The sequence below is a fragment of the Kribbella sp. NPDC104740 genome (genome assembly GCF_055583505.1).
Genome location: NZ_JBVJNV010000008.1, coordinates 107,983 through 134,391, shown reverse-complemented (window position 1 = coordinate 134,391; position 26,409 = coordinate 107,983). Strand labels below are relative to the sequence as shown.

Below are 26,409 nucleotides of genomic sequence, written 5' to 3'. Positions count from 1 at the left end.
GTGCTGGACGAGCGCAAACTGGACGTGCTCCGGGCCATCGTCGAGGACTACGTGGCCACCCACGAGCCCGTCGGCTCCAAGACCCTGGTCGACCGGCACAACCTCGGCGTCTCCCCGGCCACCGTGCGCAACGACATGGCCGCGCTGGAGGAGGAGGGGTACATCACCCAGCCGCACACCAGCGCCGGCCGGATCCCGACCGACGCCGGGTACCGGCTGTTCGTCGACAAGCTGAGCACGGTCAAGACGCTGTCCGCGGCCGAGAAGAAGGCGATCTCGTCGTTCCTCGGGGGAGCGGTCGACCTGGACGACGTCGTCCGGCGGACGGTCCGGTTGCTGGCGCAGATCACCCGGCAGGTCGCGATCGTGCAGTACCCGACGCTGATCCGGTCCAGCGTGCGGCACGTCGAGGTCGTCACGATGAGCCCGCGGCGGCTGCTGCTGGTGCTGATCACCAGCACCGGCCGGGTCGAGCAGCGGATCGTCGAGGCGCAGGCCGACGTCGACGAGCAGCTCGTCGCCGACCTGCGCTCCCGGCTGAACTCCGCGCTCACCGGCCAGCGGCTGACCGACGCCACCACCGCGCTGACCGGCGTCGCCGAGACCTTCTCGCCGGCCGACCGGCCGTTCGTCGCGGCGATCGTGACGACGCTGCTGGAGGCCTTCACCGACGAGGGTGAGCAGCGGATCGCGGTCGGCGGCGCCGCCAACCTGACCCGGTACGGCGACGACTTCGAGCGCAACGTGAAACCCGTGCTCGAAGCGCTCGAGGAGCACGTGATCCTGCTCAAGCTGCTCGGCGAGGCGACGCACCCGCAGACCCTCACGGTCCGGATCGGGCACGAGAACCCGTACGAGGAGCTGGCCACCACCTCGGTGGTCGCCACCGGGTACGGCTCCAAGTCGGAGGCGCTGGCCACCCTCGGCATCGTCGGCCCGACCCACATGGACTACCCCAGCACGATGGGCGCCGTCCGCGCCGTCGCGCGCTACGTCAGCCAGATCCTGGCCGACTCATGATCACTTCGAGTTTCACCTACCTCTGGTCTGGAGTATGAGCACCGATTACTACGCCGTCCTCGGCGTCAGCCGTGACGCGTCCCAGGACGAGATCAAGAAGGCCTACCGCAAGCTGGCCCGCCAGTACCACCCGGACGTCAACGACTCCGAGGACGCGCACGCCAAGTTCCAGGAGATCGGCCGCGCGTTCCAGGTGCTGAGCGACCCGCAGAAGAAGCAGGTCCACGATCTCGGCGGCGACCCGTTCGCGAGCGCCGGCCCGGGTGGGGCGGGCGCCGGCTTCGGCCAGGCGTTCACCTTCACCGACATCATGGACGCCTTCTTCGGGCAGACCGGCGGCGCGACCCGCGGGCCGCGCCCGCGGACCAGGCGCGGCCAGGACGCGCTGATCCCGCTCCGGATCGACCTCAGCGAGGCCGCGTTCGGTACGACGCGCGAGCTGAAGGTCGACACCGCGGTGCTCTGCCCGACCTGTTCGGGGTCGGGCGCGGCGGCGGGCTCCGAGCCGGTCACCTGCGAGGTCTGCCACGGCCGTGGTGAGGTCACGCACACGCAGCGCTCGTTCCTCGGCGAGGTGCGCACGATGCGCCCGTGCCCGAACTGCCGCGGCTTCGGGACGACCATCCCGAGCCCGTGCGTCGAGTGCTCCGGCGACGGGCGCGTGCGCTCCCGGCGTACGGTCACGGTGAAGATCCCCGGTGGCGTCGACAGCGGCACCCGCGTCCAGCTGTCCGGCCAGGGCGAGGTCGGCCCCGGCGGCGGCCCGGCCGGCGACCTGTACGTCGAGATCGAGGTCGAGCCGCACGACATCTTCAGCCGCAACGGCGACGACCTGCACTGCACGGTCACGCTGCCGATGACGGCCGCCGCGCTCGGCACCACGATCGACCTGCCGACGCTGGAGGGCGAGACCACGCCGCTGGAGATCCGCCCCGGCACCCAGTCCGGTACGGCGATGACGCTCACCGCCCGCGGCGTCCCGCGCCTGCGGCACGCCGGCCGCGGCGACCTGATCGTCCAGATCATCGTCGAGACCCCGACGAAGATCGACGACCAGCAGGCCCAGCTGCTCCGCGACCTGGCCGCCTCCCGCGGCGAGGAGCGCCCCCAGGGCCAGGTCCAAGCCACCCACAAGGGCGTCTTCGGCCGCCTCCGAGACGCCTTCGGCGCCCACTGAGCCGGCGATGGGCCTGCCGGTCTTTCACCTCACCGAGCTGAGTGAGGAAGAGCTCTTCCTGGACGGTCCGGAGGGACGGCACGCTGCTGTCGTCCGCCGGATCGGGCCGGGGGAGCGAGTTCGGCTGACCGACGGGGTCGGCAGTTTCGCCGAAGGTGCCGTCGTCGCGTCGTCCAAGGCCGGGATCACCGTCGCGGTCGATCGGCGGGGGAGTGTGGCTGCGCCGGCGCCGCGGCTGGTCGTCGTACAGGCGCTGCCCAAGGGTGAGCGGGCCGAGTTGGCCGTCGAGATGCTGACCGAGGTCGGTGTCGACCTGATCGTGCCGTGGAACGCCGAGCGCAGTCAGTTCCGGGCCAACCCGGAGCGTGTCGAGAAGACGCTCACCAAGTGGCGCGCCTGGGCGTTCGAGGCGAGCAAGCAGTCGCGGCGGAGCTGGTTCTGCGAGGTGGCGCCGGTGGCGTCGACGGCGGACGTGGCACAGCTCGTGCAGACAGCAGGGCTGGCCGCCGTACTGCACGAGGAAGCCGAGACTCCTCTGGCAACACTGAACCCACCGTCTACCGGTGAAGTGGTGGTCGTCGTGGGACCTGAGGGCGGCATCACCGACGCCGAACTGAAGACCTTCGCCGCCGAGCCGGTCCTGCTCGGCGAAACCGTGCTCAGGACATCGACGGCAGGCGTCGCCGCGGCGTCCGTCCTGCTGGCTGGATCTCGTTGGAGGACCGCGCTTTGAGCTCGATGGACTGGCTGGAATGGCACTCCTCGTACGAGGACGAGGCGTCGCCGCTGAGCCGGCGGCTCGCGTCGGTGCAGCGCGCGATCCGCGACCGCCTCGACGCCGAGCCCGACGGCACGCTGAAGGTGGTCAGCGCCTGCGCCGGTCAGGGGCGGGACCTGATCGAGGTGCTCGCCACCCACCCGGCTCGCGGCCGCGTCACCGCCCGCCTGGTCGAGCTCGACCATCGCAACGCCGGTCTCGCCCGCGCCGCGGCGACGGTCAACGGCCTCACCGGCGTCGAGGTCGTCGAGGCCGACGCCGGCCGGACCGCCGCCTACGCCGGCGCCGTACCGGCCGACCTGCTGCTGTTCTGCGGCGTCTTCGGCAACATCTCCGACGCCGACGTCGAGAACACCGTCCTGGCCCTCCCGCAGTTCTGCGCGCCCGGCGCGACGGTGATCTGGACCCGCACCCGCGAGGAGCCCAACCTCTGCCCGGCCATCCGCGCGTGGTTCACCACCGCGGGCTTCGAGGAGCTCTCGTACGACGCCCCCGACGACGTCCGCTGGTCGGTCGGCGTCAACCGCTTCACCGGCGACCCGCAGCCCCTGGACGTGGACCGCAAGCTCTTCGACTTCGTCCGCAGCCCCGACGCCAACTCGATCTAGCCGGGCTACTTCACCAGCAGCGTCTTCGAGTCGGTCGACGTCTGCCGCCCGTCGTCGGCCGACACCTCGAAGACCTCCAGCGTGTACCGCCCGGCCGGCAGCTTGTCGACGACGAACGTGTAGGCGCTGAACTTGAACGCCTCCTCCGTCATCGCCGTCCCCTCGTCGACGACGCGGCGGTTGGTGGCCGACGTGATCCGCCAGTTCAGCTGTGCCTCGTTCACCGCCGCGACCCCGGTGACCTTGAACGGTGTCGAGATCACCGCGTCGTTCTCCGGTGCGGTGATCCAGATCAGAGCCTGGACGTCGAGCGCCTGCGCGCGGCCGAGCGGCTGCTGGGTGATTTCGGTCCCGAAGACCTGCGCCACCGGCCGCCCCTGCAACGTGAGCTGCACCGGCACGCTCGCACCGCTCGCGCCCTGCACGGTGTAGACCAGCTGCTGCAGCGCCAGGTTCGCGACTTCGGGGTCGAGCCGCGTCTTCGGCAGCGCCTTGAAGTCGACCGTCGTCAGCGAACCGGTCTGCCGGACCTCCGACACCCGCGCACCGACCCACGGCGAGCTGTAGTCGGGGTCGGTCGACTTCCCCGACGTCATCAGCTGCAACGCCGAGTACGCCGGCCGCCCCTTGAACGGCAGGAACGTCCGGTACAGCTTCACGCCCGCGCCCGTCTTGCTGCCGTCTGTCGCGCCGAGCCAGTACACCGGCACCGCGCCCGAGCTCTCCGGCTCGAGCTTCCCGGCCTGCGTCGGCTGCACCTTCTCCGCCGGATCGCTCGGTGCGGACGCCGACGGCGACGGCAGCGTGGGCGACGGCTTCGAGGTGTGCGGCGTACCGGTCGCGCTGGCCGTCGTGTCCGGCGCGCCCGCGACCTCGCTGTCGCCGGCCTGCCGGTCCTCCCCGTTCAGTACGGCGAACGCGCCGATCGCCGCCGCGGTCCCGACCACGGCCGCCCCGGCGGTGAGCACCCACGGCCGCCGGTTCACCGGCTTGCGCGCGGTGCTGACCCGGGCCTGGATCTCGTGCAGCCCGTCGGCGGGTTCGATCCGGTCGGCCTCGCTGTGCAGGGCCCGCCGCATCAGCTCGTCGAACTCGTTGTTCGGCTGGTCGTTCATGCGCTCTGCTCCAGGACCTGGCGCAGCGACTTGGTCGCCCGCGCGGCATGACTCTTCACCGATCCGCGGCTGATCCCCATCGTCTCGGCGATCTCCGCCTCGGACAGGTCGCCGTAGTACCGCAGCACCATCACCGTGCGCTGCTTCTCGGGCAGCGTGCGCATCGCCTCGATCACCCGGTCGGTCTCGGCGGTCCGCAGTACGGCCGCCTCCGCGCTCGGTTCGTCGGGCAGCGAGCGCGGCATGTGCTTGTCGACGACCACCAGGTGCCGCTGCCGGGAGCGGCAGCGGTTCACCACGGCGGTCCGCAGGTACGCCAGCGCCTTGTGCGGGTCGCGCAGCCGGTGCCAGCGGGCGTGCATCGCCACGAAGGCGTCCTGCACGATCTCCTCCGCCGTCCCCCGGTCACGCAGCAGCAGGGCGCCGAGGCGGACCAACGACGTGTAGTGCGCCGTGTAGACAGCCGTCAGCGCCTCGTCGGCACTCCACGAGGACTCCTGAGCCACTGACTCGTCATACACCACGGCAGGTTGCGCCACATGACGATGACGCGTCGGCGGTGTCCCAGGTTGACAACCGTCGGAAAGTTCGGCCTCATTCTGTGACCTACGCCGCATTCAGGAGCCCCCATGAAGCAGCACGGGAACCAGCACTGGTCCGGCCACCGCGAGCTGACCACCGCCGCCGTCGACCGCCTGTACGGCGCCCGCGACCTGCTCCGCGGCTTCACCCGGGCCCAGTACGCCGCCGCCGTCGACCGGGCGCAGGCTCACCAGGACCGGCCGGTCGCCGCGGGGCTGATCCGCGACTTCTCCGGCCGCGGCCGGACCTACCCGTTCGTGGGCCTGGGACCGACCCTGCACTCGGCGTACGTCAACCCCGGCGTGCAGCGCGAGCACTGCATGGCCAACCCGTACGTGACCGGTGAGGAGAACCTGCGGGTCAACGCCGACTACGTCCTCGACCAGCTGCGGCGGGCGGCCACGGACGGTGACCCGCTGCGCCACCTCGGCGCCGCCGTGCACGCGGTACAGGACAGCTACAGCGGCGCACATACCTGGCGAGACTACGCGGTGTACGCAGGTGACCCGACGGCAGCCGTCAGCGCGCTCCACGTGTTCGCCCTGTTCGGCTCCACTCATCACAGTGAGTTCGACAAGCCCCCGGCCGGCTCCGGTACGGCGCGTGCCGCCGTCGAAGCGACGTACCGGATCCTGGCGGCGTACGAGGAGGCCCGCGGCGATCCGAGCCGCGCCGACGCGGTGCTGCGGGCGGCCGTCGAGCCGCTGTTCCGCGCGGCCACGGACGGCGTACGGGTGTGTCTGCGGGCCGACGAGCGGTGGCGTGCCGAGCGGGACGACCGGCTTGAACTGGACAAAACGCCTGGTCAGCGCGCATCCCGTGGATGATCGCGGGTTTTATCGAGTGAGTGTGTCGGAGCGTACGGCTAGCATGGACAAGGTCATCGTCACCAGGCACCAGGAGGAAAGGCTGTCCAGGCCACGCAGTATCGAGCCGTCGCACCAGGGTGCGACGCGCGCCGGCGGCAACGAGCCGCCCAAGGCGTCCCACAAGATCGTCGTGCCGAACAGCATCGACATGGTGGCGCTGCTCGGAGCCCGGGACGAGTTCCTCCGGATCATCGAGAAGGAGTTCGCGGCCGACATCATGGTCCGCGGCAACGAGATCACGATGAACGGTGAGCCGGCCGAGCTGGCTCTGGCCGAGCGGCTGGTCGACGAGCTGATCGCCGTCGTCCGGACCGGTCACGGGCTGACCGCCGACTCCGTCGAGCGCAGCATCGCGATGATCAAGGCCGAGACGGCCGAGAGCCCGGCCGACGTGCTGACCCAGAACATCCTGTCCAGCCGCGGCCGGACGATCCGCCCGAAGACGCTGAACCAGAAGCGCTACGTGGACGCGATCGACAAGAACACGATCGTGTTCGGCATCGGCCCGGCCGGAACCGGCAAGACCTACCTGGCGGTGGCCAAGGCGGTCCAGGCGCTGCAGGCCAAGGAGGTCAACCGGATCATCCTGACCCGGCCGGCCGTCGAGGCCGGTGAGCGGCTCGGCTTCCTGCCCGGCACGCTGTCGGAGAAGATCGACCCGTACCTGCGGCCGCTGTACGACGCGCTGCACGACATGCTCGACCCGGAGTCGATCCCGCGGCTGATGACGGCCGGCACCATCGAGATCGCGCCGCTGGCCTACATGCGCGGCCGGACCCTGAACGACGCCTACATCATTCTCGACGAGGCGCAGAACACCTCGCCCGAGCAGATGAAGATGTTCCTCACCCGGCTCGGCTTCGGCTCCAAGATGGTGGTCACCGGTGACGTCACCCAGGTCGACCTGCCGACCGGGACGAACTCGGGGCTGCGGGTCGTGCAGGACATCCTGGAGGGCGTCCAGGACCTGACGTTCTGCCGGCTCACGTCGCACGACGTGGTCCGGCACAAGCTGGTCGGCCGGATCGTGTCGGCCTACGAAAACTACGAAGGCAGCGCTGAACCGAACCGATGAACGTCGAGGTCAACAACGAGTCCGGCGTGGAGATCGACGCCCACGGACTGATGCGGCTGAGCCGCTTCGTGATGTCGAGCCTGCGCCTGCACCCCGAGTGCGAGCTGTCGATCAAGCTGGTCGACGAGGACACGATGGCGCGCTACCACGTCGAGTTCCTGGACCTGCCCGGTCCGACCGACGTGATGTCGTGGCCGATGGACGAGCTGCGTCCGGGCAGCGACTCCGACGACTCCGAGCCGCCGCTCGGGCACCTGGGTGACATCGCCCTGTGCCCGACGGTGGCCGCGGCCCAGGGCGCGAAGGCCGGCCACGGGACGTGGGCCGAGCTGGAGCTGCTGACCGTGCACGGCATCCTGCACCTGCTCGGGTACGACCACGCCGAACCGGCCGAGAAGGCGGAGATGTGGGAAGTCCAGGGCCGGCTGCTGGAAGCCTGGCGCGCGCCGGGAAACCGGCTCGGCGAGGAGTGACGTCGCGGTGAGCTCCCAGGACGCTGTCCTGCTGGTGGTGGCCGCGGCACTCGTGCTGCTGGCCGGTGTCTTCGCCGGCGCGGAGGCGGCCATCTCGGCGTACTCGAAGGTCCGGGCCAACGAGCAGGTCGAGCAGGGCAACCTGCGCGCGGCCCGGCTGCGTGACCTGCTGACCGACGCCCCGCGCTACCTGAACACGCTGCTCCTGGTCCGGCTGACCTGCGAGATCACCGCGATCGTGCTGGTCACCCAGGCGCTGTCCAACATCTTCACGGTGACCTGGGAGCACATCCTGATCACCGCGGTGGTGATGGTGGTGGTCTCGTACGTGATCATCGGCGTCGCCCCGCGCACGCTCGGCCGGCAGCACTCGGACCGGTTCGCGATGCTCTCGGCCGGCCCGATCATGGCGCTGACCACGGTGCTCGGCCCGATCCCGAAGCTGCTGATCCTGATCGGCAACGCGCTCACCCCCGGCAAGGGGTTCGCGGCCGGCCCGTTCGCGACCGAGTCCGAACTGCGGGCGCTGGTCGACCTGGCCGAGAAGTCCGCGGTGATCGAGGCCGACGAGCGGCAGATGATCCACTCGGTCTTCGAGCTCGGCGACACGATCGTGCGCGAGGTGATGGTGCCGCGCACCGACATGGTCTACATCGAGCGGCACAAGAAGCTGCGGCAGCTGACCTCCCTGGCGCTGCGCTCGGGGTACTCCCGGATCCCCGTGGTCGGGGAGTCGCTGGACGACATCCTCGGCGTGGTCTACCTCAAGGACGTGATGCGCCGCGTCTACGACAACGCCCAGTCGGAGTCGACCGAGCGGGTCGAGTCGGTGATGCGGCCGTGCATGTACGTCCCGGACAGCAAGCCGGTCGACCAGTTGCTGCGCGAGATGCAGGCGGCCCGGATGCACGTCGCGATGGTCGTCGACGAGTACGGCGGCACCGCCGGCCTGGTCACCATCGAGGACATCCTGGAGGAGATCGTCGGCGAGATCACCGACGAGTACGACGAGGCCCCGGAGGCGGTGCAGGCGCTGTCCGACGGCGCCTACCGGCTGTCCAGCCGGTACCCGATCGACGAGCTCGGTGAGCTGTTCGGGCTGCCGCTGGACGACGACGACGTGGACACCGTCGGCGGGCTGATGGCCAAGCTGCTCGGCAAGGTGCCGATCCCGGGCGCGCAGGTCGAGATCGAGGGCCTGTCCCTCACCGCGGAACGGCCGTCCGGCCGCCGCAACCAGATCGGCACGGTGCTGGTCCGGCGGATCGACGTCGCCGAGCAGCCGCAGGACAGCAGTCACCAGACTGCCTGAAACCCTTTGGAGCCTTCCGTTGCTCGCTGACCTCTCCGACGAGGACACCAAACTGGTCACCCTGGCCCGCGCCGCCCGCGCGCGGACCCGGGCGGCCGAGGGTGCCGCCGTCCGTGACACCGACGGCCGGACGTACGCTGCCTGTACCGTCCAGCTCGACACCGTGCTGCTGTCCGCGCTCCAGCTGGCCACGGCGATGGCGGTGTCGTCCGGGGTCAAGGGGCTCGAGGCCGCCGCGGTGGTCACCGACGGCGAGCAGGTCGACGTCGAGGTGGTCCGGTACTTCGGTGGCGCCGCGCTGCCCGTAGTCGTTGCTGATGGCAACGGAGAGGTTCGAGATGTCGTCCACACCTGAGGAGTTCCGCTCCGGGTTCGCCTGTTTCGTCGGGCGGCCGAACGCGGGCAAGTCGACCCTGACCAACGCGCTGGTCGGGAAGAAGATCGTGATCACCTCGTCGAAGCCGCAGACCACCCGGCACGCGGTCCGGGGGATCGTGCACCGCGACGACGCGCAGCTGATCCTGGTCGACACCCCCGGGCTGCACAAGCCGCGGACGCTGCTCGGTGAGCGGCTGAACGACATCGTCAAGACCACCTGGGCCGAGGTCGACGTGATCGCGGTCTGCCTGCCGGCCAGCGACCGGATCGGGCCGGGCGACCGGTTCCTGGTCGGGGAGGCCGCGAAGGTCGCCAAGACCCCGAAGGTCGCGCTGGCCACGAAGTCCGACCTGGTCAGCCCGGAGCGGATGGTCGAGCACCTGGGGCAGATCGCCGAGCTGGGCCAGGCGTACGGGATCGAGTGGGCGGCGATCGTGCCGGTGTCGGCGGTCGACGGGTTCCAGGTGGACACCGTCGCCGACGAGCTGGTCAAGCTGCTGCCGACCGGCATGCCGCTGTACCCCGACGGCGACGTCACCGACGAGCCGGAGGAGATCCTGGTCGGCGAGCTGATCCGGGAGGCGGCGCTGGAGGGTGTGCGCGACGAGCTGCCGCACTCGATCGCGGTCACCATCGACGAGATGATGCTGCGCGAGGGCCGTCCGGAGGACAAGCCGCTGCTCGACATCTACGCGAACCTGTACCTCGAGCGCGACAGCCAGAAGGGCATCGTGATCGGCCACAAGGGCGCCCGGTTACGTGAGGTCGGCGCGAACGCGCGGCGCCAGATCGAGGCGCTGCTGGGGACGCCGGTGTACCTGGACCTGCACGTGAAGATCGCCAAGAACTGGCAGACCGACGCGAAGCACCTGAAAAAACTGGGTTTTTGACAGTGGTTCTGCTCAACCCTGCTCTGGCGTCGTTGTCCGGTGCGCACTCGGCTGTTGCCGACGTCCGAGGGAACGTCCGGGTCTACCCCGCGGACATGGCGCCTTTCCTCGGGTTGCCGTACGCGCCGAGTGAGCAGGACTGGGCCGACGCCGCCGAGCTGGTCGGCCCCGGCCGCGTGGTCGCGATCAAGCACCCGGACCTCGTCGTCCCCGCGACCTTCACGGTCGAAGCGGCGATCGACCTGGTCCAGTTCGTCGCGCCACCGGGCCTCGGCGTGACCGACCCCGAGCTGGTCGAGCTCGGGCCGGCCGACGTACCGGAGATGCTCGACCTCGTCGCGCTGACCGATCCCGGCCCGTTCCGCAAACGCACGGTCGAGCTCGGCCGCTACCTCGGCCTGCGCGAGAACGGTGTCCTGATCGCGATGGCCGGCGAGCGCTACCGCGTCCCCGGCCACACCGAGATCAGCGCCGTCTGCACCCACCCCGACCACCGCGGCCGCGGACTGGCCACCCGCCTGATCCGCGCCGTCGCGGCCGGCATCGAGCAGCGCGGCGACCAGCCCTTCCTGCACACCGGTACGGCGAACCTGCCCGCGATCCGCGTCTACGAACGCCTCGGCTTCACCGTCAGCAACCGCACGAAGGTCACGGTCCTGCGGGTCGCCTGACCACCAGCGCCTCGTCCAGCGGCTTGCGCTCCAGCACCGGCACCTCGCAGTCGTCCGCGGGGTAGCCGATCGGGAACAGGATGTACGGCCGTTCCGTCCGTGGCCGGTCGAGCAGCTTGGTCAGGAAGTTCATCGGGTTCGGTGTGTGCGTGAGCGTCGCCAGCCCCATCCGGTGCAACGCCGCCAGGAACAGCCCGCAGGCGATCCCGACGCTCTCCGAGACGTAGTAGTTCTTCCGCAGCCCACCATCCGCTGTCGGGGTGTGCTTCTGCGCGAAGACGACCACCAGCCAGGGCGCCGTGTCCAGGAACTCCTTGTGCTCGTCGGTCTCGAGCCGGTCCAGCGCCGCGTGCCAGTCGGGCAATTCGCGGTCGCGGTAGAAGCGGCGTTCCTCCTCCTCGGCAGCCACCCGAACCGTTCGCTTCAGTTCCGGGTCGTCCGTCGCGACGAACGTCCACGGCTGGTGGTGGGCTCCGCTCGGCGCCGTGTTCGCCGCCTGGACGGCGAGCTCGATCGCCCGCTGCGGAACGGGATCGGGCGAGAACCACCGCACCGACCGCCGCCGGTCGAGCTCCTGGTGGAACTCTTCGCCACGTCGCAGCCCCTCGTCGATCGGCAGCCGCGGTACGACGTACGGGACGAACGGGTGGCGGTGCTCGCGCGACGACATGCCATCACCGTGGCACGCGCTCGACTCATGAGTCGAGCTTGGAAAACTCAAGCGACCCATATGCTCAACTCATGGGCCTGCCGAACGTCTCACCGCGCCAGCTCGAGTACCTGGTCGCCGTCGCCGAGACCGGCGGCATCACCGCCGCGGCCGCGCAGTGCCACGTCTCGCAGTCCGCGGTGTCGCTGGCCATCGGCGAGCTGGAGCGCGCGCTGGACGTCCGTCTCGTCCTGCGCGGATCGCGCCGCGGCACCCGGCTCACGGCGGCCGGGCAGCAGGTGGTCGCCGACGGCCGCAAGGTTCTCGCGGCGCTGACCGAGCTGGGCAGCGGCGCCCGCAGCCTCGGCCAAGAGCTCGAGGGCCGGCTGGTCGTCGGCTGCTACGCGCCGATCGCGCCGTTCCATCTGCCGGCGGCGATCGCCGGCTTCGGCGCGGCGCAGCCCGCCGTGACGGTCGAGTTCGTCGAGGGCACCCTGCCCGACGTCCAGCACGGGCTGCTCGACGGGCGCACCGAGCTGGCGTTCCTCTACCAGCAGGATCTGCTCCCGGGGATCGAGGTCGAGGTGCTGCACGACCGGCCGCCGTCGGTGCTGCTGCCGGCCGGTCACCGTCTGCGCCGCCGCCGGAAGATCGCGCTCGCGGACCTGGCCGACGAGCCGTACGTGCTGCTCGACGTACCGCCGAGCGAGCGCTACTTCGCCCGCGTCTTCGAGGCCGCGGGGCTGGAGATGAGGCCCACGCACCGGGCCGGCAGCTTCGAGCTGATGCGTGCATTGGTTGCCCGGGGCATCGGTTACTCACTGGCCGTGCAGACCCCGCTGACCGACCTCAGCTACGAAGGTCTGCCGCTGCTCACCAAGCCGCTGGCCGACGCCGTACCGACCACGCCGGTCGTGCTCGGCTGGGCCGAGGGCTCCCGGACGACCCGCCGGGCGGCGGCCTTCCGGGAGCACTGCCGAGAACTGTTCAGGAGCTAGAGCGACTTCTGGTACGCGATCGACCGCGCGACGATCTGGTACCCGAGCTGCTCGTTGATACCGATCATGTGCGAGTTCGACTCCGCGTTCCAGGTGTCGAGCTGGGTCAGTGCCGGCTCCTCGTCGCGCATCCAGAGCAGCATGCCGGTCTTCACCAGCGCGCCGAGCCGGTGCCCGCGGTGGTCGCGGGAGACCGCGGTGTCGGCCTGCTCGGCGACGTGCGGGCGCTCGCGCTCGACGGTGATCGTCGAGTGCCCGGCCAGCGCACCGGTCGCCTTCTCGCGCGCGATCACCCGGTACAGCGTCCGGTCGTGCGCCTGCTGCGCGTCCTCGTAGGCGCGCAGCCGCTCCGGGCTGTACTCGTCGTCCTCGATGTCCAGGTCGTCCTTCGGTGCGTCGTTGATCGACGCGGTCACCGCGACCATCCCGTCGAGCAACTCGTCCGGCAGCTTCCCGGTCACCCGCACCAGCTCGTACGCCGACGCGGCGCGCACCGCGTCGTCGTACAGGCGCTGGACGAGGCCCCAGTCCAGGGCGCTCAGGTCCTGGCGCCGGTTCACCTCGATCGCCTTCTGCTCGTAGCCCTGGCGGCGCGCGAACAGGTCGGCCTTCGGCAGGTCCCACGCGCTCAGCCCGACCGACGTGCGGCCCTCGGCCTCGGCCAGGCCCTCGCCGTACGCGATCAGTTCGCCGCCGAGCCCGCGGCCGCGCCGGTCCGGGTGCACCTCGACCTCGAACCAGGCCAGGTTCGTGTTGTCGTACGTCGGCAGCTCGACGCTCAGCACGCCGGCCAGCGTGCCGTCGTCCTCGCGGGCCAGGAACGCCTGTCCGGGATCGCCGTCCCAGCCGTACTTCAGGTGCGCCGCGAACCCGCGCGGGGTCGGCAGCAGCGCGTCCGGGCAGTCGAGCTTGTGCGTGGCCTGGAACAGCGCCACGGCGTCCGCGCACCCGACCACGTCGTCGGGGGAGAGCCTCGTGATGTCCACCAGGTCAGGATGAGCGAATCCACCGGCGGAAGCGACTGCATTTTCAGCTTCTTTTGACTGATTCCAGTTTTTGTACAAAACTGCCCTGGTGACGAGTCCTCGGGAGCTTCTCCGATCGGTCGACCTGCGGGTCACCCGGCCGAGGCTTGCCGTCCTGAGCGCCGTGCACACCCACCCGCACGCCGACACCGACGCGATCATCCGGGCCACCCGCGAAGAGCTCCCGGACGTCTCGCACCAGGCCGTGTATGACGTACTGCGTGCGCTCACCGACACCGGACTGCTCCGGCGGATCCAGCCCGCCGGGTCGGTCGCCCGCTACGAAACGCGGGTCGGCGACAACCACCACCACGTGGTCTGCCGGTCCTGCGGCGCCATCGAAGACGTGGACTGTGCCGTCGGCGCAGCTCCGTGCCTGCACCCGTCCGACCAGCACGGCTTCGTCCTCGACGAGGCCGAGGTCGTGTACTGGGGACTGTGCCCGGACTGCTCGGCGGCCGGTTCGGAACCAGCCACCACTTCCTGAGAGGTTCAGCATGACCGAGACGCCTGGCCACCACGGCAGCGAGAGCGAGAACCCCGCCATCGACGCCCCGACGCCGACGGTGCCCAACCCGCGGACGAACCGCGACTGGTGGCCGAACCAGCTGGACCTCTCGGTCCTGCGCCGGCACTCGCCGCAGGCCAGCCCGCTGGACGCGGACTTCGACTACGCCGAGGAGTTCAAGACCCTCGACGTGGACGCGCTGAAGCGCGACATCGTCGAGGTGATGCGCACGTCGCAGGACTGGTGGCCGTCGGACTTCGGCCACTACGGCCCGCTGTTCATCCGGATGAGCTGGCACAGCGCCGGCACCTACCGGATCGAGGACGGCCGCGGTGGCGGCGGCGACGGCGCGCAGCGGTTCGCCCCGCTGAACAGCTGGCCTGACAACGCCAACCTGGACAAGGCCCGCCGGCTGCTCTGGCCGGTCAAGCAGAAGTACGGCCGGAAGATCTCCTGGGCCGACCTGCTGGTGCTGGCCGGCAACGTCGCGCTCGAGGACATGGGCTTCGAGACCTTCGGCTTCGGCTTCGGCCGCGAGGACCTGTGGGAGCCCGAGGAGATCTTCTGGGGCCCCGAGGACACCTGGCTGGGCGACGAGCGCTACAGCGGTGACCGGCAGCTGCACAGCCAGCTCGGCGCGGTCCAGATGGGCCTGATCTACGTCAACCCCGAAGGCCCGAACGGCGTCCCGGACCCGGTCGCGGCGGCCCGCGACATCCGCGACACCTTCGCCCGGATGGCGATGAACGACGAGGAGACCATCGCGCTGATCGCCGGCGGTCACTCGTTCGGCAAGACCCACGGCGCCGGCCCGGCCGACCACGTCGGCCCGGAGCCCGAGGGCGCGCCGCTGGAGCAGCAGGGCCTGGGCTGGAAGAGCGGGTACGGCTCCGGCAAGGGCGCCGACACCATCACCAGCGGTCTCGAGGTGACCTGGACCAGCACCCCGACCAAGTGGGGTCACGACTTCTTCAAGAACCTGTACGCGTTCGAGTGGGAGCTCGTGAAGAGCCCGGCCGGCGCGCACCAGTGGGTCGCCAAGGACGCCGACGAGACCGTCCCGGACGCGTACGACGCGAACAAGAAGCACCGCCCGACGATGCTCACCACCGACCTCGCGCTGCGCTTCGACCCGGAGTACGACAAGATCTCGCGCCGGTTCCTGGAGCACCCCGAGGAGTTCCAGCTCGCGTTCGCGAAGGCCTGGTACAAGCTGCTGCACCGTGACATGGGCCCGGTCTCGCGCTTCCTCGGCCCGTGGGTCGCGGAGCCGCAGCTGTGGCAGGACCCGGTCCCGGCCGTCGACCACGCCCTGGTCGACGACGCGGACGTCGCGGCGCTGAAGGCCAAGCTGCTCGACTCGGGCCTGTCGATCGGCCAGCTGGTCCGCACGGCGTGGGCCTCGGCCGCGTCGTACCGGGGCACCGACCGCCGTGGTGGCGCGAACGGCGCCCGGATCCGCCTGGAGCCGCAGCGCAGCTGGGAGATCAACGAGCCGGCCGAGCTGGCGAAGGTGCTCGAGACGCTCGAGGGGATCCAGCAGGAGTTCAACAGCGGCGCCGGCGACAAGAAGATCTCGCTGGCCGACCTGATCGTGCTCGGTGGCTCGGCCGCGGTCGAGAAGGCGGCGAGCAACGCCGGCCAGGACGTCACCGTGCCGTTCCACCCGGGCCGCACCGACGCCACCCAGGAGAACACCGACGTCGACTCCTTCGCGGTGCTCGAGCCGCGGGCCGACGGGTTCCGCAACTACCTGCGGGCCGGTGAGAAGCTGACGCCGGAGCTGCTGCTGCTCGACCGCGCGTACATGCTGACACTGACCCCGCCGGAGCTGACCGTGCTGGTCGGCGGCCTGCGGGCGCTGGGCAACAACGTCGGCGGTACGGCGCACGGTGTCCTCACCGACAAGGCCGACACGCTGAGCCCGGACTTCTTCGTCAACCTGCTCGCCGCGGGCACGGAGTGGAAGGCGTCGGCGGCGGAGGAGAACGTCTTCGAGATCCGCGCGCTGGGCTCGGACGAGGTCAAGTGGACCGCGACCCCGGTCGACCTGGTCTTCGGCGCGAACTCGCAGCTGCGGTCGCTGGCCGAGGTCTACGCCGCCGGTGACGCCGGCGCGAAGTTCGTCAACGACTTCGTCGCCGCGTGGGTCAAGGTCATGGAGCTGGACCGCTACGACCTGAAGTGAGCTGAGCGGTAGTTGCCACAAGTCCGCGCGACTCCCGGGAGTCGCGCGGACTTGCTGTTCCTCAGCTCGGCTTCGGCATCCCGTACGCGTGGTCGACCGTCATTGTGAACAGCAGCCGCTGATCGGCGACCATCGCGCGCCGGTAGTCGTCCCAGTCCGGGTGCTCGCCGGAGGCGGTCCGGTAGTACTCGACCAGCGCCTCGACGACCGCGTCGTCCGGGCGCTGCGCGACCGCGCTCAGCTCGGCCTTGCCTTCCAGTACGACGTACGAGCCGCCGCCGGCCCCGTTCACGTACAGGCTGGCCCGCGGGTCGCGGCGCAGGTTCTTGGTCTTCGCGCGATCCGCGGTCAGCGAGACCTGGACCTGGTTCCGCGCTGCGTCGTACACATAGGTGACGTTCGACAACTGCGGCCGCCCGTCCCGCTTGAGGGTGACGAGCACCCCGAGCCCGTGCGTACCAAGCCGTCCGGCGAGAGATTCAGTCATGCGCTCCAGCCTAGGAGCTCAACCCAACTTGAAGGCAAGCCGGCGTACGCCGCAGCCAGTCGTCCACCCGTGAGCGTGAGTTCTGGGTGGACAGAGGCTCGCGGACTCTTGCCTGATCCTCTCAGGATGCTGCGAGCAGGACACCGCCCACGACGGCCGCCAGGCCGACGGTGGTCAGGGGAGAGAGGCGTTCGCGGAGGGCGAGCAGGCCGACCAGGGTGCCGATGACGACGTTCAGGGTGCGGCCGATGGCGACGGTTTCGATCGTGGTCAGGGTCATCGCGAGCAGAACGAGTCCGTAGCTGGCTGGTGTGAGGACGGCGATCGGTACGGCGTACCGCCAGTACTGCAGGACCTGTCTCGGCCGGACGACCGCGGTGAGCAGGGCGACCTGTGCGAGGTTGCTCACCGCCAGGTAGGACAGCAGGTCGACGTCGAGCGTGGTGATCGCGAAGCCGTCCCACAAGGTGTAGGCGCAACTGCAGACGGCGACCACGAGGCCGAGGCCGACGCCTCGGCCGAGTCCGCGCCGGCCGGGGGTTCGGTCCATCAGCAGGATGCCGGCGGCGACCAGTGCGGCGCCGGCCCACGTCACCATCGGCGGTAGCCCGGTCCATGGGACGGCGGCCAGCGTGACCAGGATCGGCGTCGTGCCGCGGCTGACCGGGTAGACCACCGCGAAGCCGCCCGCGCCGTACGCCTTCTGCAGCGTCACGGCGTACGCCGTGTGCAGCGCCATGCTCACCAAGGCCGCCCACCAGGCGGGCCCGAGGCCGCGCCAGACGACCAGCCCGAGTGACACCGGCGCGGTGAGCACGGTGCACAACCAGATGAGTCCCGGGCCTTGCAGCGGCGACTTCTTCAGCAGCAGGTTCCACCCGGCGTGGCAGGCGGCGGCGACGGTGAGCAGGGCGAGAGCGGTCACGTAGACAGTGTCTACAACAACCGAGTAGACGCTGTCTACTCACCGGCTGCTCACGCTGCGTGTCTCGCCGGTCGAGACCCCCGGTTCGACGGCCGGGCGGGGGTGTGCATAAACTCACTGGCATCATGCGGCACCAGATTCTCCTCCTTCGCTGCCGCGGCGAGGCCTGACCAGGCCGGTTCCCTCGCCGCGGAGTTCTGTCGTGCGCCGGTCGTCTGCGACCCCGTAGTACAGCCTTCCCGAGGAGAACCCCGTGGCACCGAAGAACCAGCCTCAGCCCGTCCAGCAGCCCTCTGGCATGCCGGTAGCGCGCTACCGCGCCTTCCCGCCGATCGACCTGCCGGACCGCACCTGGCCGGCCAAGTCCGTCGACGCGACCCCGCGCTGGCTGTCCACCGACCTGCGCGACGGCAACCAGGCGCTGGTCGAGCCGATGTCGCCGGCCCGCAAGCGGCGGATGTTCGACCTGCTGGTCAAGATGGGCTACAAGGAGATCGAGGTCGGTTTCCCCAGCGCCAGCCAGTACGACTTCGACTTCGTCCGCTCGCTGATCGAGGGTGACGCGATCCCCGACGACGTCACCATCTCGGTGCTGACCCAGGCCCGCGAGGAGCTGATCGAGCGGACCGTGCAGTCGCTGCAGGGCTCGCCGAAGGCGACCATCCACCTGTACAACGCGACCGCGCCGCTGTTCCGCCGCGTCGTCTTCAACGTCGACAAGGCCGAGTGCCGCACGATCGCCGTCCGCGGTACCGAGACCGTGATGAAGTACGCCGACGAGATGCTGGGCGACTGCGAGTTCGGTTACCAGTACAGCCCGGAGATCTTCACCGGCACCGAGCTGGAGTTCGCGCTGGAGGTCTGCGAGGCGGTCAGCGACGTCTGGCAGCCGGCCGCCGGCCGCGAGATCATCCTGAACCTGCCGGCCACCGTCGAGATGTCCACGCCGAACGTGTACGCCGACCAGATCGAGTGGTTCGGCCGGAACCTCACCCGGCGCGAGCACAGCACGATCAGCCTGCACCCGCACAACGACCGCGGTACGGCGGTCGCCGCCACCGAGCTGGCGCTGATGGCCGGCGCCGACCGCGTCGAGGGCTGCCTGTTCGGCCACGGCGAGCGGACCGGCAACGTCGACCTGGTGACGCTGGGGATGAACCTGTTCAGCCAGGGCATCGACCCGCAGATCGACTTCTCCGACATCGACGAGATCCGCCGTACGGTCGAGTACTGCACCCAGATGCGGGTGCCCGAGCGGCAGCCGTACGCCGGTGACCTGGTCTACACCGCCTTCTCCGGCTCGCACCAGGACGCGATCAAGAAGGGCCTGGAGGCGCTGGACAAGCAGGCCGCGGCCGAGGGCCGGCCGGTCTCGGAGATCACCTGGGAAGCGCCGTACCTGCCGATCGACCCGAAGGACGTCGGCCGCTCGTACGAGGCCGTGATCCGGGTCAACTCGCAGTCCGGCAAGGGCGGCGTCGCGTACATCATGAAGTCCGAGCACCGCCTGGACCTGCCGCGCCGGCTGCAGATCGAGTTCAGCCGCGTGATCCAGCAGCACACCGACGCCGAGGGCGGCGAGGTCGGCCCTCAGGTGATGTGGGACATCTTCTCCGCCGAGTACCTGACGCCGGGGAAGCTGTCGCTGCTGACCGTCACGTCGACGTCCGGTGGCGAGGGCAACGAGACCGTCGCGGTGCAGGTCTACTCGAACGGCGTCCCGCACGAGCTGACGGGTGAGGGCAACGGCCCGGTCTCGGCGTTCGTCGACGCGATCAAGCCGCTGAAGTACGACGTCCGGGTGCTGGACTACCACGAGCACGCGCTCTCGGCCGGCGGCGACGCCCTGGCCGCGGCGTACGTCGAGTGCGAGGTCGGCGACGAGGTCTACTGGGGTGTGGGCCGCGACGCCAACATCCTGACGGCCTCGTTGAAGGCGGTCGTCTCGGCGATCAACCGCGCCACCCGGTAAATCCACGTGCGGATCATCCGCCGAGCTGCTTGGCTCGGCGGATGATCATCGCCCGCGAGGTCGACCCGCACGACGACCCGACCTTCCGCAGCTGGTACGCCGCCTGGCACGCCGGCGCCACCGACGGCCGCCCGGCTGCCGTCGTCGCGACCTGGACCGCCCTGGCCTCCTCGCTGCGCAACCCCGGCCCGGCCAAACGCCGGATCCCGGTCGGCGCCTTCGACGGCGACCGCCTGATCGGCGCGCTGCTGTTCGAGTACCGCCTGCAGGACAACCTCGACACGGTCTCGGTCGAGATCGACGTCCCACCGGCCGACCGCCGCCGCGGCGCCGCCACCGTCTTGTGGCGCTGGGCAACGACCCGGGCCGCCGAGCTCGGCCGCACCATCGTCCAGGCCGAGCTCGGCGTCCCCGCCCAGCCCTGGCCCGGCAGCGCGTTCGCCGCCGGCCTCGGCTTCACCGTCGAACACGTCGAGGACCACCTCGTCGTCCCTCTCCCATACGACGCTTCACGTTTCGACCGCTTGACGACCGAAGCCGGCGACCTCACCGGCTACCACCTGACCTCCTGGTCCGGCCCCTGCCCACCCGAGCACCTCCAGGCGTACGCCGACCTCCACACCGCCATGGACCAGGACGTCCCCACCGGCGGCATGACCCACGCCCCGGCCCCCTGGACCACCGACCGCCTCGCCGAGAACGAGGCCCGGATGGCCAAGAACCACCTCTCCCTGGTCACCATGGCCCACACCACCGACGGCACCCCCGCCGGCTACACCCTCCTCTACCTGCCCCACGCCGACCCCGACCACGCCCTGCAGGACGACACCCTCGTCCTCCGCGACCACCGCGGCCACAACCTCGGCACCCACCTCAAACTCGCCAACCTCACCCAACTCGCCGACCACCGCACCACCCAGCGCCACCTCCACACCTGGACCGCCCAGTCGAACGCCGCCATGCAGAAGGTCAACACCCGCTTCGGCTTCGAGGTCGTCGAAGAGTCCCACGGCCTCGAACGCCGCACGCCCAACCTGCGCCCGGCCGCTCGCGCCGTCGTCCTCGACCGCGACGACCGGATTCTGCTGCTCCGCTTCGCCTTCGACGACCGCCCCGACGTCTGGGCGGCGCCCGGCGGTGGTGTCGAACCGGGAGAGTCGTTGCTCGAGGCCCTCACCCGTGAGCTGGCCGAGGAGATCGGCCTGACTCCACCGGCCGACGCGCCGCACATCTGGCACCAGGAGGTCGTTGCCGAGGGCCATGCGGCCGGGTACGAGGGCGTGATCAACGACTACTTCCTCGTCCGCGTCGACAGTCACACCCCGAGCGGCTCGATGTCGGCGGCGGAGTTGCTGGAGGAGAACGTGCACGGCCACCGCTGGTGGACGCTGCAGGAGCTCACGGCGTACGACGGTCCGGACGTGTTCTCGCCGCGGGCGCTCCCGGTCTACCTCGCCGACCTGCTCAGCAATGGGCCGCCCTCGGAGCCGCATCTCATCGGCCTGTGAGAGCGGTGTGTGAAGCGTGCTGGAGGGGCGTGAGAAAGCTGTTGCCGGCGGCCACGGCTGCCTAACGTCGGTGGCATGACATCACCGTTGTTCGTGCCGACCCGGGCTGCTGGGGCCTGGGATGTGGAGGCTCTGCGGATCGGGCGGCGGCCCGATGGAGTCCGGGTCGGCATCGCGTTCACCAGCTTGCAGCTGCTTCGGTCGGCGTGTGGCGAGCGCCAGGACTGGATGCGGGTCGGGGAGCAGGAGTTGCACGACGTACTGGCTGAGCTCGGCGTCGACACCGTGCAGCTCGACCCGACCCGGATCGGGCCGCAGCCGCGGGAGCTGGTGAACCACGGTGGCCGCTGAGCGTTTCGATCCTGAGTTCGTCGCGATGGTGCGGATCGTCGCGGTCACCGGCGCGCTGGCCGTGCTGCTCTGGATCCTCAACCACCTATAGGCGCCGCTCCCAGCTCAGGCGACCCTCGTCCATGGTCGCGTGGCCGTCGGCGCCGGCGGCCACGCTCGGGTCGTGGGTCGCGATGATCACAGCGGCCCCCCGCTCGGCTTCGCGTCGCAGCAGGTCCAGCACGCGCTCGCGGTTCGTGCTGTCGAGCTCGCTGGTCGACTCGTCAGCCAGTACGACGTGCCCCTGCTGCGCCAGCCCCCGCGCGACCGCGACCCGTTGCTGCTCACCACCGGACAGCTCCTCGACCAGGTGGTCGCCGCTCTCCTCGAGCCCGACCGCCGCCAGCGCCTCGTCGATCACCCGGTCGACATCTTTCTTGCCCTCAGCAATCAACGGCAGCGCCAGGTTCTCCCGCGCGGTCAGCACCCGCGCCAGCCCGTTGCCCTGCGGCACCAGTACGACGCCCTGCTTGGACGCCCCCGGCCGGTCCACCACCGGTACGCCGTCCAGCTCGACCGTGCCCGACCGTGGCGCGATCGCGCCGGCCAGGGCCCACAGCAACGAACTCTTCCCGGCGCCGGACGGCCCGCTGACCGCGAGGACGAACCCCGGCGGCACCCGGAACGACGCGTCGGCGACGGCCACCAGCTCGCCGTACGCGACCGTCAGTCCGGTCGCTGTGATGCCCAGGCTCATCGGGGCCCCTCCTGATCGATCGGGCTGAGCCGGACCTCGCCGTCCTCGGTCGTCGTGACCCGCAGCAGCGTCCCCGGCGGCAGCAGGTCGGCGACGTGCGGCGGCAGCGGCAGCGACCCGTCGGTCGCGACCACCGCGAACTCCTCGCCGGAGCGGCCCTCGGACGCGATCCGGCCGTCCCGGATCGTGATCGTCCGGGGGAGCGCGGCGGCGACGTCCGGGTCGTGGGTGATCAGCAGCACCGTCATACCGGTGGTCTGGTTGATCGTTCGGATCGCCGCCAGCACCTCGTCGCGTGCCTGGTGGTCGAGCTGGCTGGTCGGCTCGTCGGCCAGCAGCAGCCCGGGGAAGGTCGCGATCCCGACCGCGACCGCGGTGAGCTGGACCTGCCCCGGCGTGAGCGAACCAAGCGGCGCCTTCGCCTGCTGAGCCAGGCCGACCAGCTCCAGCACCTCCTCCGGCGTCGGCAGCTCCCGGTCGCGCGGCGCGGCCTTCTGCGCGTACCGGATGTTGTCGATCGGCGTCAGATACGGGATCAGGTTCCGCCCCGCCCCCTGCAGAACGATCCCGACGTCGGCCGCGCGCATCCGGTCCAGCTCGGCCTCGGTCATCGTCGCGATGTTGTGGTCGCCGATGTGCAACCGCCCAGCGCTCGGCGTCAGCAGCCCGCCGCACAGCTGCAGCAGCGTCGACTTGCCCGCCCCCGACGGACCGAGCAGCCCAACCAGCTCACCCGGCCGGACCGAGATCCCGATCCCGGACAGCGCGGCGACGTCGTGGCCCTGGCTGCGGTAGATGTGCACCAGACCGCTGGTGGCGATCGCGAGCCCGCTCATGACAGCTCCTCCTTGATCCGGCTGTAGCCGGCCCGGCGGTTCACGCCCGAGCCGAGCAGCACCGTGGTCAGGGTCAGTACGACGGTCCCGATCAGCCACAGCACCCCGGCGACCGCCCAGTTCGTGCCCAGGTCGAGCGGGATCGGCGACGGCTCACCGGTCTCGGCGAACAACGGGATCAGCGGCAGCGCGACCTTCGCCCCGACCACCCCGCAGATCGACCCGAGCAGTACGGCGAGCGCGACCGGCCCGGTCTGCTCCCACCGGGCGGCCCGCCCGGTCGTCGACGCGGGGACGCCGGTGATCTTGAGGCTCGCGTAGTCCTGCGCCCGCGACCGCCACGAGGTGACCACCATCAGCAGCAGCACGATGATCGCCAGCGACCACCCGGCCACGCCGATCACCGGCGTCAGCTGCAGCGCGAGCGCACTCGCCGACCGCCCGTACGCCGCCTCGCGATCGGCGCTCCGGTCGACGAGCTGCGCCTCGAACCCGGCCTTCTTCAGCGCCTCGATCACCTGGTCGGCCCGCGTCACGCCCGCGTCGTTCAGCCAGACCTCGAACGACATCACGGTCAGCGCGACGGTGCCGCCGAGCCGGCGCATCGTCTCCAGGTCGACCACCGCGGACCGTTCGGGGTACCGGTTGACCGGTCCGGTGAGCCGGTCGATCGGCGCGACCCGGAACGCGATCCCGTCCAGGCCGGGCGCCGTCGAGCTGTCGGTCAGCGCGTAGTCCTTGCTGACCAGCGTCGGGACCAGCGGCGGCGCGGAGCCGTGCTGGAGCACGGTCTCGAGCGCGATGCTGGTGACGTGCAGCTTGAGACCACCGGCCGCGTCCTCGGCGCTGATCTCGCCGGTGTTCTCGCTGAGCTGCGGGATCTCCACCCAGTCCGGCCCCGACCCGAGCGCGACGCTCGGCTGCGTGGTGGTGCCGAACTTGCTGATGATCACGTCGCCCTCGATCCCGGACTGGTCGTCGAGGTCGCGGCTGATGCCCAGCCGCAGCAGTTGGCAGCCCGCTTCGCAGGGGATGCTCGTGGTCAGGTCGACCGCGCGTCCGGGGTTCAGTGGCAGCTTCGGGAAGCTCGCGACGTACCGGCCGCCGTCGCGCAGGCTGACCACCGTGGCCTCGATGATCACGGCCTTCGCGGGGTCCTGCTCGGGCGGGGGAGTGCCGTCGACGGTCTCCGGCACGACCGGCTTCATCGGACCGGTGCTCGCGGTGATCCGCAGCTCGTCACCCTTCAGCTCGATCGGCGCCGGCTTGGCGGGCGTGCTGAGGCGCTGGAGCCCCTCGGCGTCGGTGAGCCGCTGGCCCTCGTACGCGATCCGCCCGAAGCTGCCCGGCTCGATCATCATCGTGCGCAGCGATCCGGGGGCTGTGGTGCGGCCGATCAGGACGGGGGAGAGCCACTGCCGGTCGCGGTCGAGCCCGTCGAGGACTTTGGTGAACTCGCCGAGGCTGCCCGGGCTCACGTTGATGACACCCGCCGCGCCGGCCTCGTACCCGGCACGGGTCTCCCGGTTGTGCGCGGCAACGGACGAGGCCTGGCCCGCGAACGACACCAGCGCCGTGGCGACAGCTACTACTGCCACGATCCGGGTCACCGCTGGTCGCCGGGAAACCTGCAGCGCGCCGAGAGCGAGTCCGAGCCGTCCAGCGCGCAGGGCTTGCCTGCTGATGAACGCAGCCGCCGGGAGCAGGAGGTGGGCGAACGTCAGGCCGACAGCCAGCGCCAGCAGCGTCGGAGTCAGTACTGGCAGCGGACCGCGCCCACCACCGGTCAGCGCACCGACGAGTCCAGCAGTAGCCAGTACGACGATCGCAACGTCAGTGATCGCCACTACCTTGGCCCGGCGCCGCGGCACGACGCGACGGAGCAGCGTGGAGATCGGCTGCCGCGCTACCGACCGTACGGTCCACAGGACGACAGCGACGCCTATCACCAGGGCCAGGCCGAGCGCGGCCGGTACTGTCCAGTGGAACTCGAGTGGGGAGCCGTTGTTCAACCAGGTTGCTCTGACCACGAGCAGCAGACCGAAGCCGGACAGGATCCCCAGCAGCATGCCGATCGCCACTGGTGCGCCCAGCTCCAGTGCGAGCGCTCGGCCGGCCCGGCGAGCGCTGGAGCCACGCAGCCTGGCTACGGCGAGCTCTGGCCGGCGCTGGTCGACCACAGCCGCCAGTGCGAGCGCCAGCACGACCACACCGAACAGGGCGACCTGGACCATCACCAGCGGGATGATCGTCGCGGCCTGCTTGCGCTCGGCGCTGATCGAGTCGATCAGGCTGACCAGAGCAGAGGTGTTGGAGGCGTTGTACTCCAGCTCACCGGCGGTCGCCCCGACCTCGATGGTGACAGCCTTCAGCCGGTCCAGGTCCTTCAATCGGGTCAGCCCGGGCAGCGGCCGGGTGTCGACGGTGTTGCGCTGACCCCAGGCGGCCTGGTCGAAGGTGACCTGCGGCGTCATCAGCTTGTCGAGCTGGCCGGAGTCCTCGCCGATCGGCGGGTACGAGCGCCCGGTCGGCGGGCTGCCGAACCAGTAGATGTCCTTCGGGTCCACCGCCCGGTAGAGCCCGACGACGGTGAGCTTGCCGCTGCCGACGTACTGGGTGGGGATGATGTCGAGGCGCTGCCCGAGCTTGATGTCGTGGTTGTTGACGTCGGCGACCGACGCGACGACCTCGTTCGGTGCGGTCGCGCAGCGGCCCTCGGTGATCGTCAGGTGCTCGCAGAAGTCGGCCCGCCAGGCGATCCGTGCCTGCGGTTTCGGCGCGGTGATCTCGGGGCCGGTGATCCAGTTGACGTCGACGTGGGTGCCGTACACCGGCGCGCTGAACAGCGGCCGGACGTCGGCCGGGACCAGGTTCGCCAGCTTGTCCGGCGCGGTCGGCTTGCTGGTGATCCGGCTGGTCGGCGGCGGCAGCGCCTCGAGCTGCCAGGCCGCCTGCAGCGGGCGGTTGGTCAGCATCTCGGTCGTCACGGTCTGCTCGACCGACCGGGAGAACCACGGCGCGAACGACGCGCAGGTCCCGATCAGCAGACTGACCCCGGCCAGGACGACCGCCTGGGACCACCGGTAGCGCAACGCCCGGCCCAGAAACATCTTTCCGTACCCCCCAGCAATGCGTGAAACCCTGCCGAGAACTTACGGAACCGCCGGTGTCACGTCAGGACGTGGACCGGCACCGATGCGGTTTCGTTGTGCACCTTTGCGTCTGGACGCAATCGTTGCTACCCCTCGAATACTGTCCGTCACCGTGGGTCGATGCGC

General features: G+C 70.4%; 26 protein-coding genes. 17 read left to right on the top strand and 9 right to left on the bottom strand.

Features of this window, described 5'->3' with window-relative positions:
* The 4 genes from hrcA to ACZ6Z4_RS33260 are packed head-to-tail and all read left to right on the top strand — an operon-like array spanning position 1 to position 3,583.
* Positions 1-1,020 (top strand): heat-inducible transcriptional repressor HrcA, encoded by a 1,020-nt coding sequence (gene hrcA, locus ACZ6Z4_RS33275; RefSeq protein WP_465573867.1) that lies wholly within the window; start codon positions 1-3, stop codon positions 1,018-1,020.
* A gap of 34 nt (positions 1,021-1,054) precedes the next feature.
* Entirely contained in the window at positions 1,055-2,197 is a 1,143-nt protein-coding gene (gene dnaJ, locus ACZ6Z4_RS33270; RefSeq protein WP_465573864.1) for a molecular chaperone DnaJ, read from the top strand.
* A 7-nt stretch (positions 2,198-2,204) separates the two neighbouring features.
* Positions 2,205-2,930 (top strand): 16S rRNA (uracil(1498)-N(3))-methyltransferase, encoded by a 726-nt coding sequence (locus ACZ6Z4_RS33265; protein ID WP_465573859.1) that lies wholly within the window; start codon positions 2,205-2,207, stop codon positions 2,928-2,930.
* 5 nt (positions 2,931-2,935) lie between these two features.
* Positions 2,936-3,583, top strand: coding sequence for an SAM-dependent methyltransferase (locus ACZ6Z4_RS33260; protein ID WP_465574460.1), 648 nt, complete (start codon positions 2,936-2,938; stop codon positions 3,581-3,583).
* A 5-nt stretch (positions 3,584-3,588) separates the two neighbouring features.
* Here the strand turns inward: ACZ6Z4_RS33260 and ACZ6Z4_RS33255 are convergent, their stop codons facing one another.
* Together ACZ6Z4_RS33255 and ACZ6Z4_RS33250 are read right to left on the bottom strand one after the other, a co-directional pair.
* Positions 3,589-4,698, bottom strand: a complete 1,110-nt coding sequence (locus ACZ6Z4_RS33255; protein ID WP_465573856.1) for a Gmad2 immunoglobulin-like domain-containing protein — start codon at positions 4,696-4,698, stop codon at positions 3,589-3,591.
* The gene (locus tag ACZ6Z4_RS33250; RefSeq protein WP_363674571.1) at positions 4,695-5,219 is read right to left on the bottom strand and encodes a SigE family RNA polymerase sigma factor; all 525 of its coding nucleotides are present in this window, start codon (positions 5,217-5,219) and stop codon (positions 4,695-4,697) included. Before ACZ6Z4_RS33250 ends, ACZ6Z4_RS33255 begins: the two co-directional genes overlap by 4 nt.
* Positions 5,220-5,327: 108 nt before the next feature.
* Here ACZ6Z4_RS33250 and ACZ6Z4_RS33245 point away from each other — a divergent pair, with 108 nt between their 5' ends.
* The 7 genes from ACZ6Z4_RS33245 (at position 5,328) to ACZ6Z4_RS33215 (ending at position 10,948) form a co-directional block, all read left to right on the top strand.
* Complete coding sequence (locus tag ACZ6Z4_RS33245; RefSeq protein ID WP_465573852.1) at positions 5,328-6,107, top strand: hypothetical protein; 780 nt, start codon at positions 5,328-5,330, stop codon at positions 6,105-6,107.
* A 190-nt stretch (positions 6,108-6,297) separates the two neighbouring features.
* Positions 6,298-7,224, top strand: coding sequence for a PhoH family protein (locus tag ACZ6Z4_RS33240; protein ID WP_465574457.1), 927 nt, complete (start codon positions 6,298-6,300; stop codon positions 7,222-7,224).
* The gene (gene ybeY / locus ACZ6Z4_RS33235) at positions 7,221-7,697 is read left to right on the top strand and encodes an rRNA maturation RNase YbeY (protein ID WP_344167967.1); all 477 of its coding nucleotides are present in this window, start codon (positions 7,221-7,223) and stop codon (positions 7,695-7,697) included. The genes ACZ6Z4_RS33240 and ybeY overlap by 4 nt, the downstream gene beginning before the upstream one ends.
* Before the next feature lie 7 nt (positions 7,698-7,704).
* On the top strand, positions 7,705-9,009 hold the full coding sequence (locus tag ACZ6Z4_RS33230; RefSeq protein ID WP_465573848.1) for a hemolysin family protein: 1,305 nt from the start codon (positions 7,705-7,707) through the stop codon (positions 9,007-9,009).
* A 19-nt stretch (positions 9,010-9,028) separates the two neighbouring features.
* Positions 9,029-9,364, top strand: coding sequence for a cytidine deaminase (locus tag ACZ6Z4_RS33225; protein WP_465573845.1), 336 nt, complete (start codon positions 9,029-9,031; stop codon positions 9,362-9,364).
* Positions 9,348-10,277 carry a GTPase Era gene (era, locus tag ACZ6Z4_RS33220; RefSeq protein WP_465573843.1) on the top strand — a complete coding sequence of 310 codons (930 nt, stop codon included), beginning with the start codon at positions 9,348-9,350 and terminating at the stop codon, positions 10,275-10,277. The genes ACZ6Z4_RS33225 and era overlap by 17 nt, the downstream gene beginning before the upstream one ends.
* A 2-nt stretch (positions 10,278-10,279) precedes the next feature.
* Positions 10,280-10,948: a GNAT family N-acetyltransferase gene (locus ACZ6Z4_RS33215; RefSeq protein ID WP_465574454.1), complete on the top strand. Its 669-nt coding sequence runs from the start codon at positions 10,280-10,282 to the stop codon at positions 10,946-10,948.
* Here ACZ6Z4_RS33215 and ACZ6Z4_RS33210 read toward each other — a convergent pair.
* Positions 10,926-11,618, bottom strand: coding sequence for a nitroreductase family protein (locus tag ACZ6Z4_RS33210; RefSeq protein ID WP_465573837.1), 693 nt, complete (start codon positions 11,616-11,618; stop codon positions 10,926-10,928). The two genes, ACZ6Z4_RS33215 and ACZ6Z4_RS33210, sit on opposite strands and share 23 nt — an antisense overlap.
* A gap of 71 nt (positions 11,619-11,689) precedes the next feature.
* Between ACZ6Z4_RS33210 and ACZ6Z4_RS33205 the strand changes: the two genes are divergently transcribed.
* Positions 11,690-12,595 carry a LysR family transcriptional regulator gene (locus ACZ6Z4_RS33205; protein WP_465573834.1) on the top strand — a complete coding sequence of 302 codons (906 nt, stop codon included), beginning with the start codon at positions 11,690-11,692 and terminating at the stop codon, positions 12,593-12,595.
* Here the strand turns inward: ACZ6Z4_RS33205 and ACZ6Z4_RS33200 are convergent.
* Entirely contained in the window at positions 12,592-13,581 is a 990-nt protein-coding gene (locus ACZ6Z4_RS33200; protein ID WP_465573828.1) for a GNAT family N-acetyltransferase, read from the bottom strand. The genes ACZ6Z4_RS33205 and ACZ6Z4_RS33200 overlap by 4 nt on opposite strands.
* 88 nt (positions 13,582-13,669) lie before the next feature.
* On the opposite strand from ACZ6Z4_RS33200, the gene ACZ6Z4_RS33195 reads away from it, so the two are divergent.
* Both ACZ6Z4_RS33195 and katG read left to right on the top strand, forming a co-directional pair.
* Positions 13,670-14,107: a Fur family transcriptional regulator gene (locus ACZ6Z4_RS33195; RefSeq protein ID WP_363674590.1), complete on the top strand. Its 438-nt coding sequence runs from the start codon at positions 13,670-13,672 to the stop codon at positions 14,105-14,107.
* Between the two features lie 10 nt (positions 14,108-14,117).
* Positions 14,118-16,316: a catalase/peroxidase HPI gene (katG, locus tag ACZ6Z4_RS33190; RefSeq protein ID WP_465573820.1), complete on the top strand. Its 2,199-nt coding sequence runs from the start codon at positions 14,118-14,120 to the stop codon at positions 16,314-16,316.
* Positions 16,317-16,377: 61 nt separating this feature from the next.
* Here katG and ACZ6Z4_RS33185 read toward each other — a convergent pair whose 3' ends face one another.
* Positions 16,378-16,803, bottom strand: a complete 426-nt coding sequence (locus tag ACZ6Z4_RS33185) for a PPOX class F420-dependent oxidoreductase (protein ID WP_465573813.1) — start codon at positions 16,801-16,803, stop codon at positions 16,378-16,380.
* 121 nt (positions 16,804-16,924) lie between these two features.
* A complete protein-coding gene (locus tag ACZ6Z4_RS33180) occupies positions 16,925-17,728 on the bottom strand; it encodes an EamA family transporter (RefSeq protein WP_465573809.1) in 804 nt (267 codons plus the stop codon).
* 298 nt (positions 17,729-18,026) lie between these two features.
* On the opposite strand from ACZ6Z4_RS33180, the gene leuA reads away from it, so the two are divergent.
* The 3 genes from leuA to ACZ6Z4_RS33165 all read left to right on the top strand — a co-directional run bounded on the left by leuA (position 18,027) and on the right by ACZ6Z4_RS33165 (position 21,559).
* Positions 18,027-19,700, top strand: coding sequence for a 2-isopropylmalate synthase (gene leuA, locus ACZ6Z4_RS33175; RefSeq protein ID WP_363674979.1), 1,674 nt, complete (start codon positions 18,027-18,029; stop codon positions 19,698-19,700).
* A gap of 41 nt (positions 19,701-19,741) precedes the next feature.
* A complete protein-coding gene (locus ACZ6Z4_RS33170; RefSeq protein WP_465573806.1) occupies positions 19,742-21,208 on the top strand; it encodes a GNAT family N-acetyltransferase in 1,467 nt (488 codons plus the stop codon).
* A 75-nt stretch (positions 21,209-21,283) separates the two neighbouring features.
* Positions 21,284-21,559 (top strand): SAV_915 family protein, encoded by a 276-nt coding sequence (locus ACZ6Z4_RS33165; RefSeq protein WP_465573800.1) that lies wholly within the window; start codon positions 21,284-21,286, stop codon positions 21,557-21,559.
* A gap of 85 nt (positions 21,560-21,644) precedes the next feature.
* On the opposite strand, the gene ACZ6Z4_RS33160 is transcribed toward ACZ6Z4_RS33165, so the two are convergent.
* Genes ACZ6Z4_RS33160 through ACZ6Z4_RS33150 form a run of 3 tightly spaced genes read right to left on the bottom strand, consistent with a single transcriptional unit; the run spans position 21,645 to position 26,241 of the window.
* Complete coding sequence (locus ACZ6Z4_RS33160; protein ID WP_465573797.1) at positions 21,645-22,295, bottom strand: ABC transporter ATP-binding protein; 651 nt, start codon at positions 22,293-22,295, stop codon at positions 21,645-21,647.
* Positions 22,292-23,131, bottom strand: a complete 840-nt coding sequence (locus tag ACZ6Z4_RS33155) for an ABC transporter ATP-binding protein (RefSeq protein ID WP_465573794.1) — start codon at positions 23,129-23,131, stop codon at positions 22,292-22,294. Before ACZ6Z4_RS33155 ends, ACZ6Z4_RS33160 begins: the two co-directional genes overlap by 4 nt.
* Positions 23,128-26,241, bottom strand: a complete 3,114-nt coding sequence (locus ACZ6Z4_RS33150) for an FtsX-like permease family protein (RefSeq protein ID WP_465573791.1) — start codon at positions 26,239-26,241, stop codon at positions 23,128-23,130. The genes ACZ6Z4_RS33155 and ACZ6Z4_RS33150 overlap by 4 nt, the downstream gene beginning before the upstream one ends.
* Positions 26,242-26,409 lie beyond the last annotated feature (168 nt).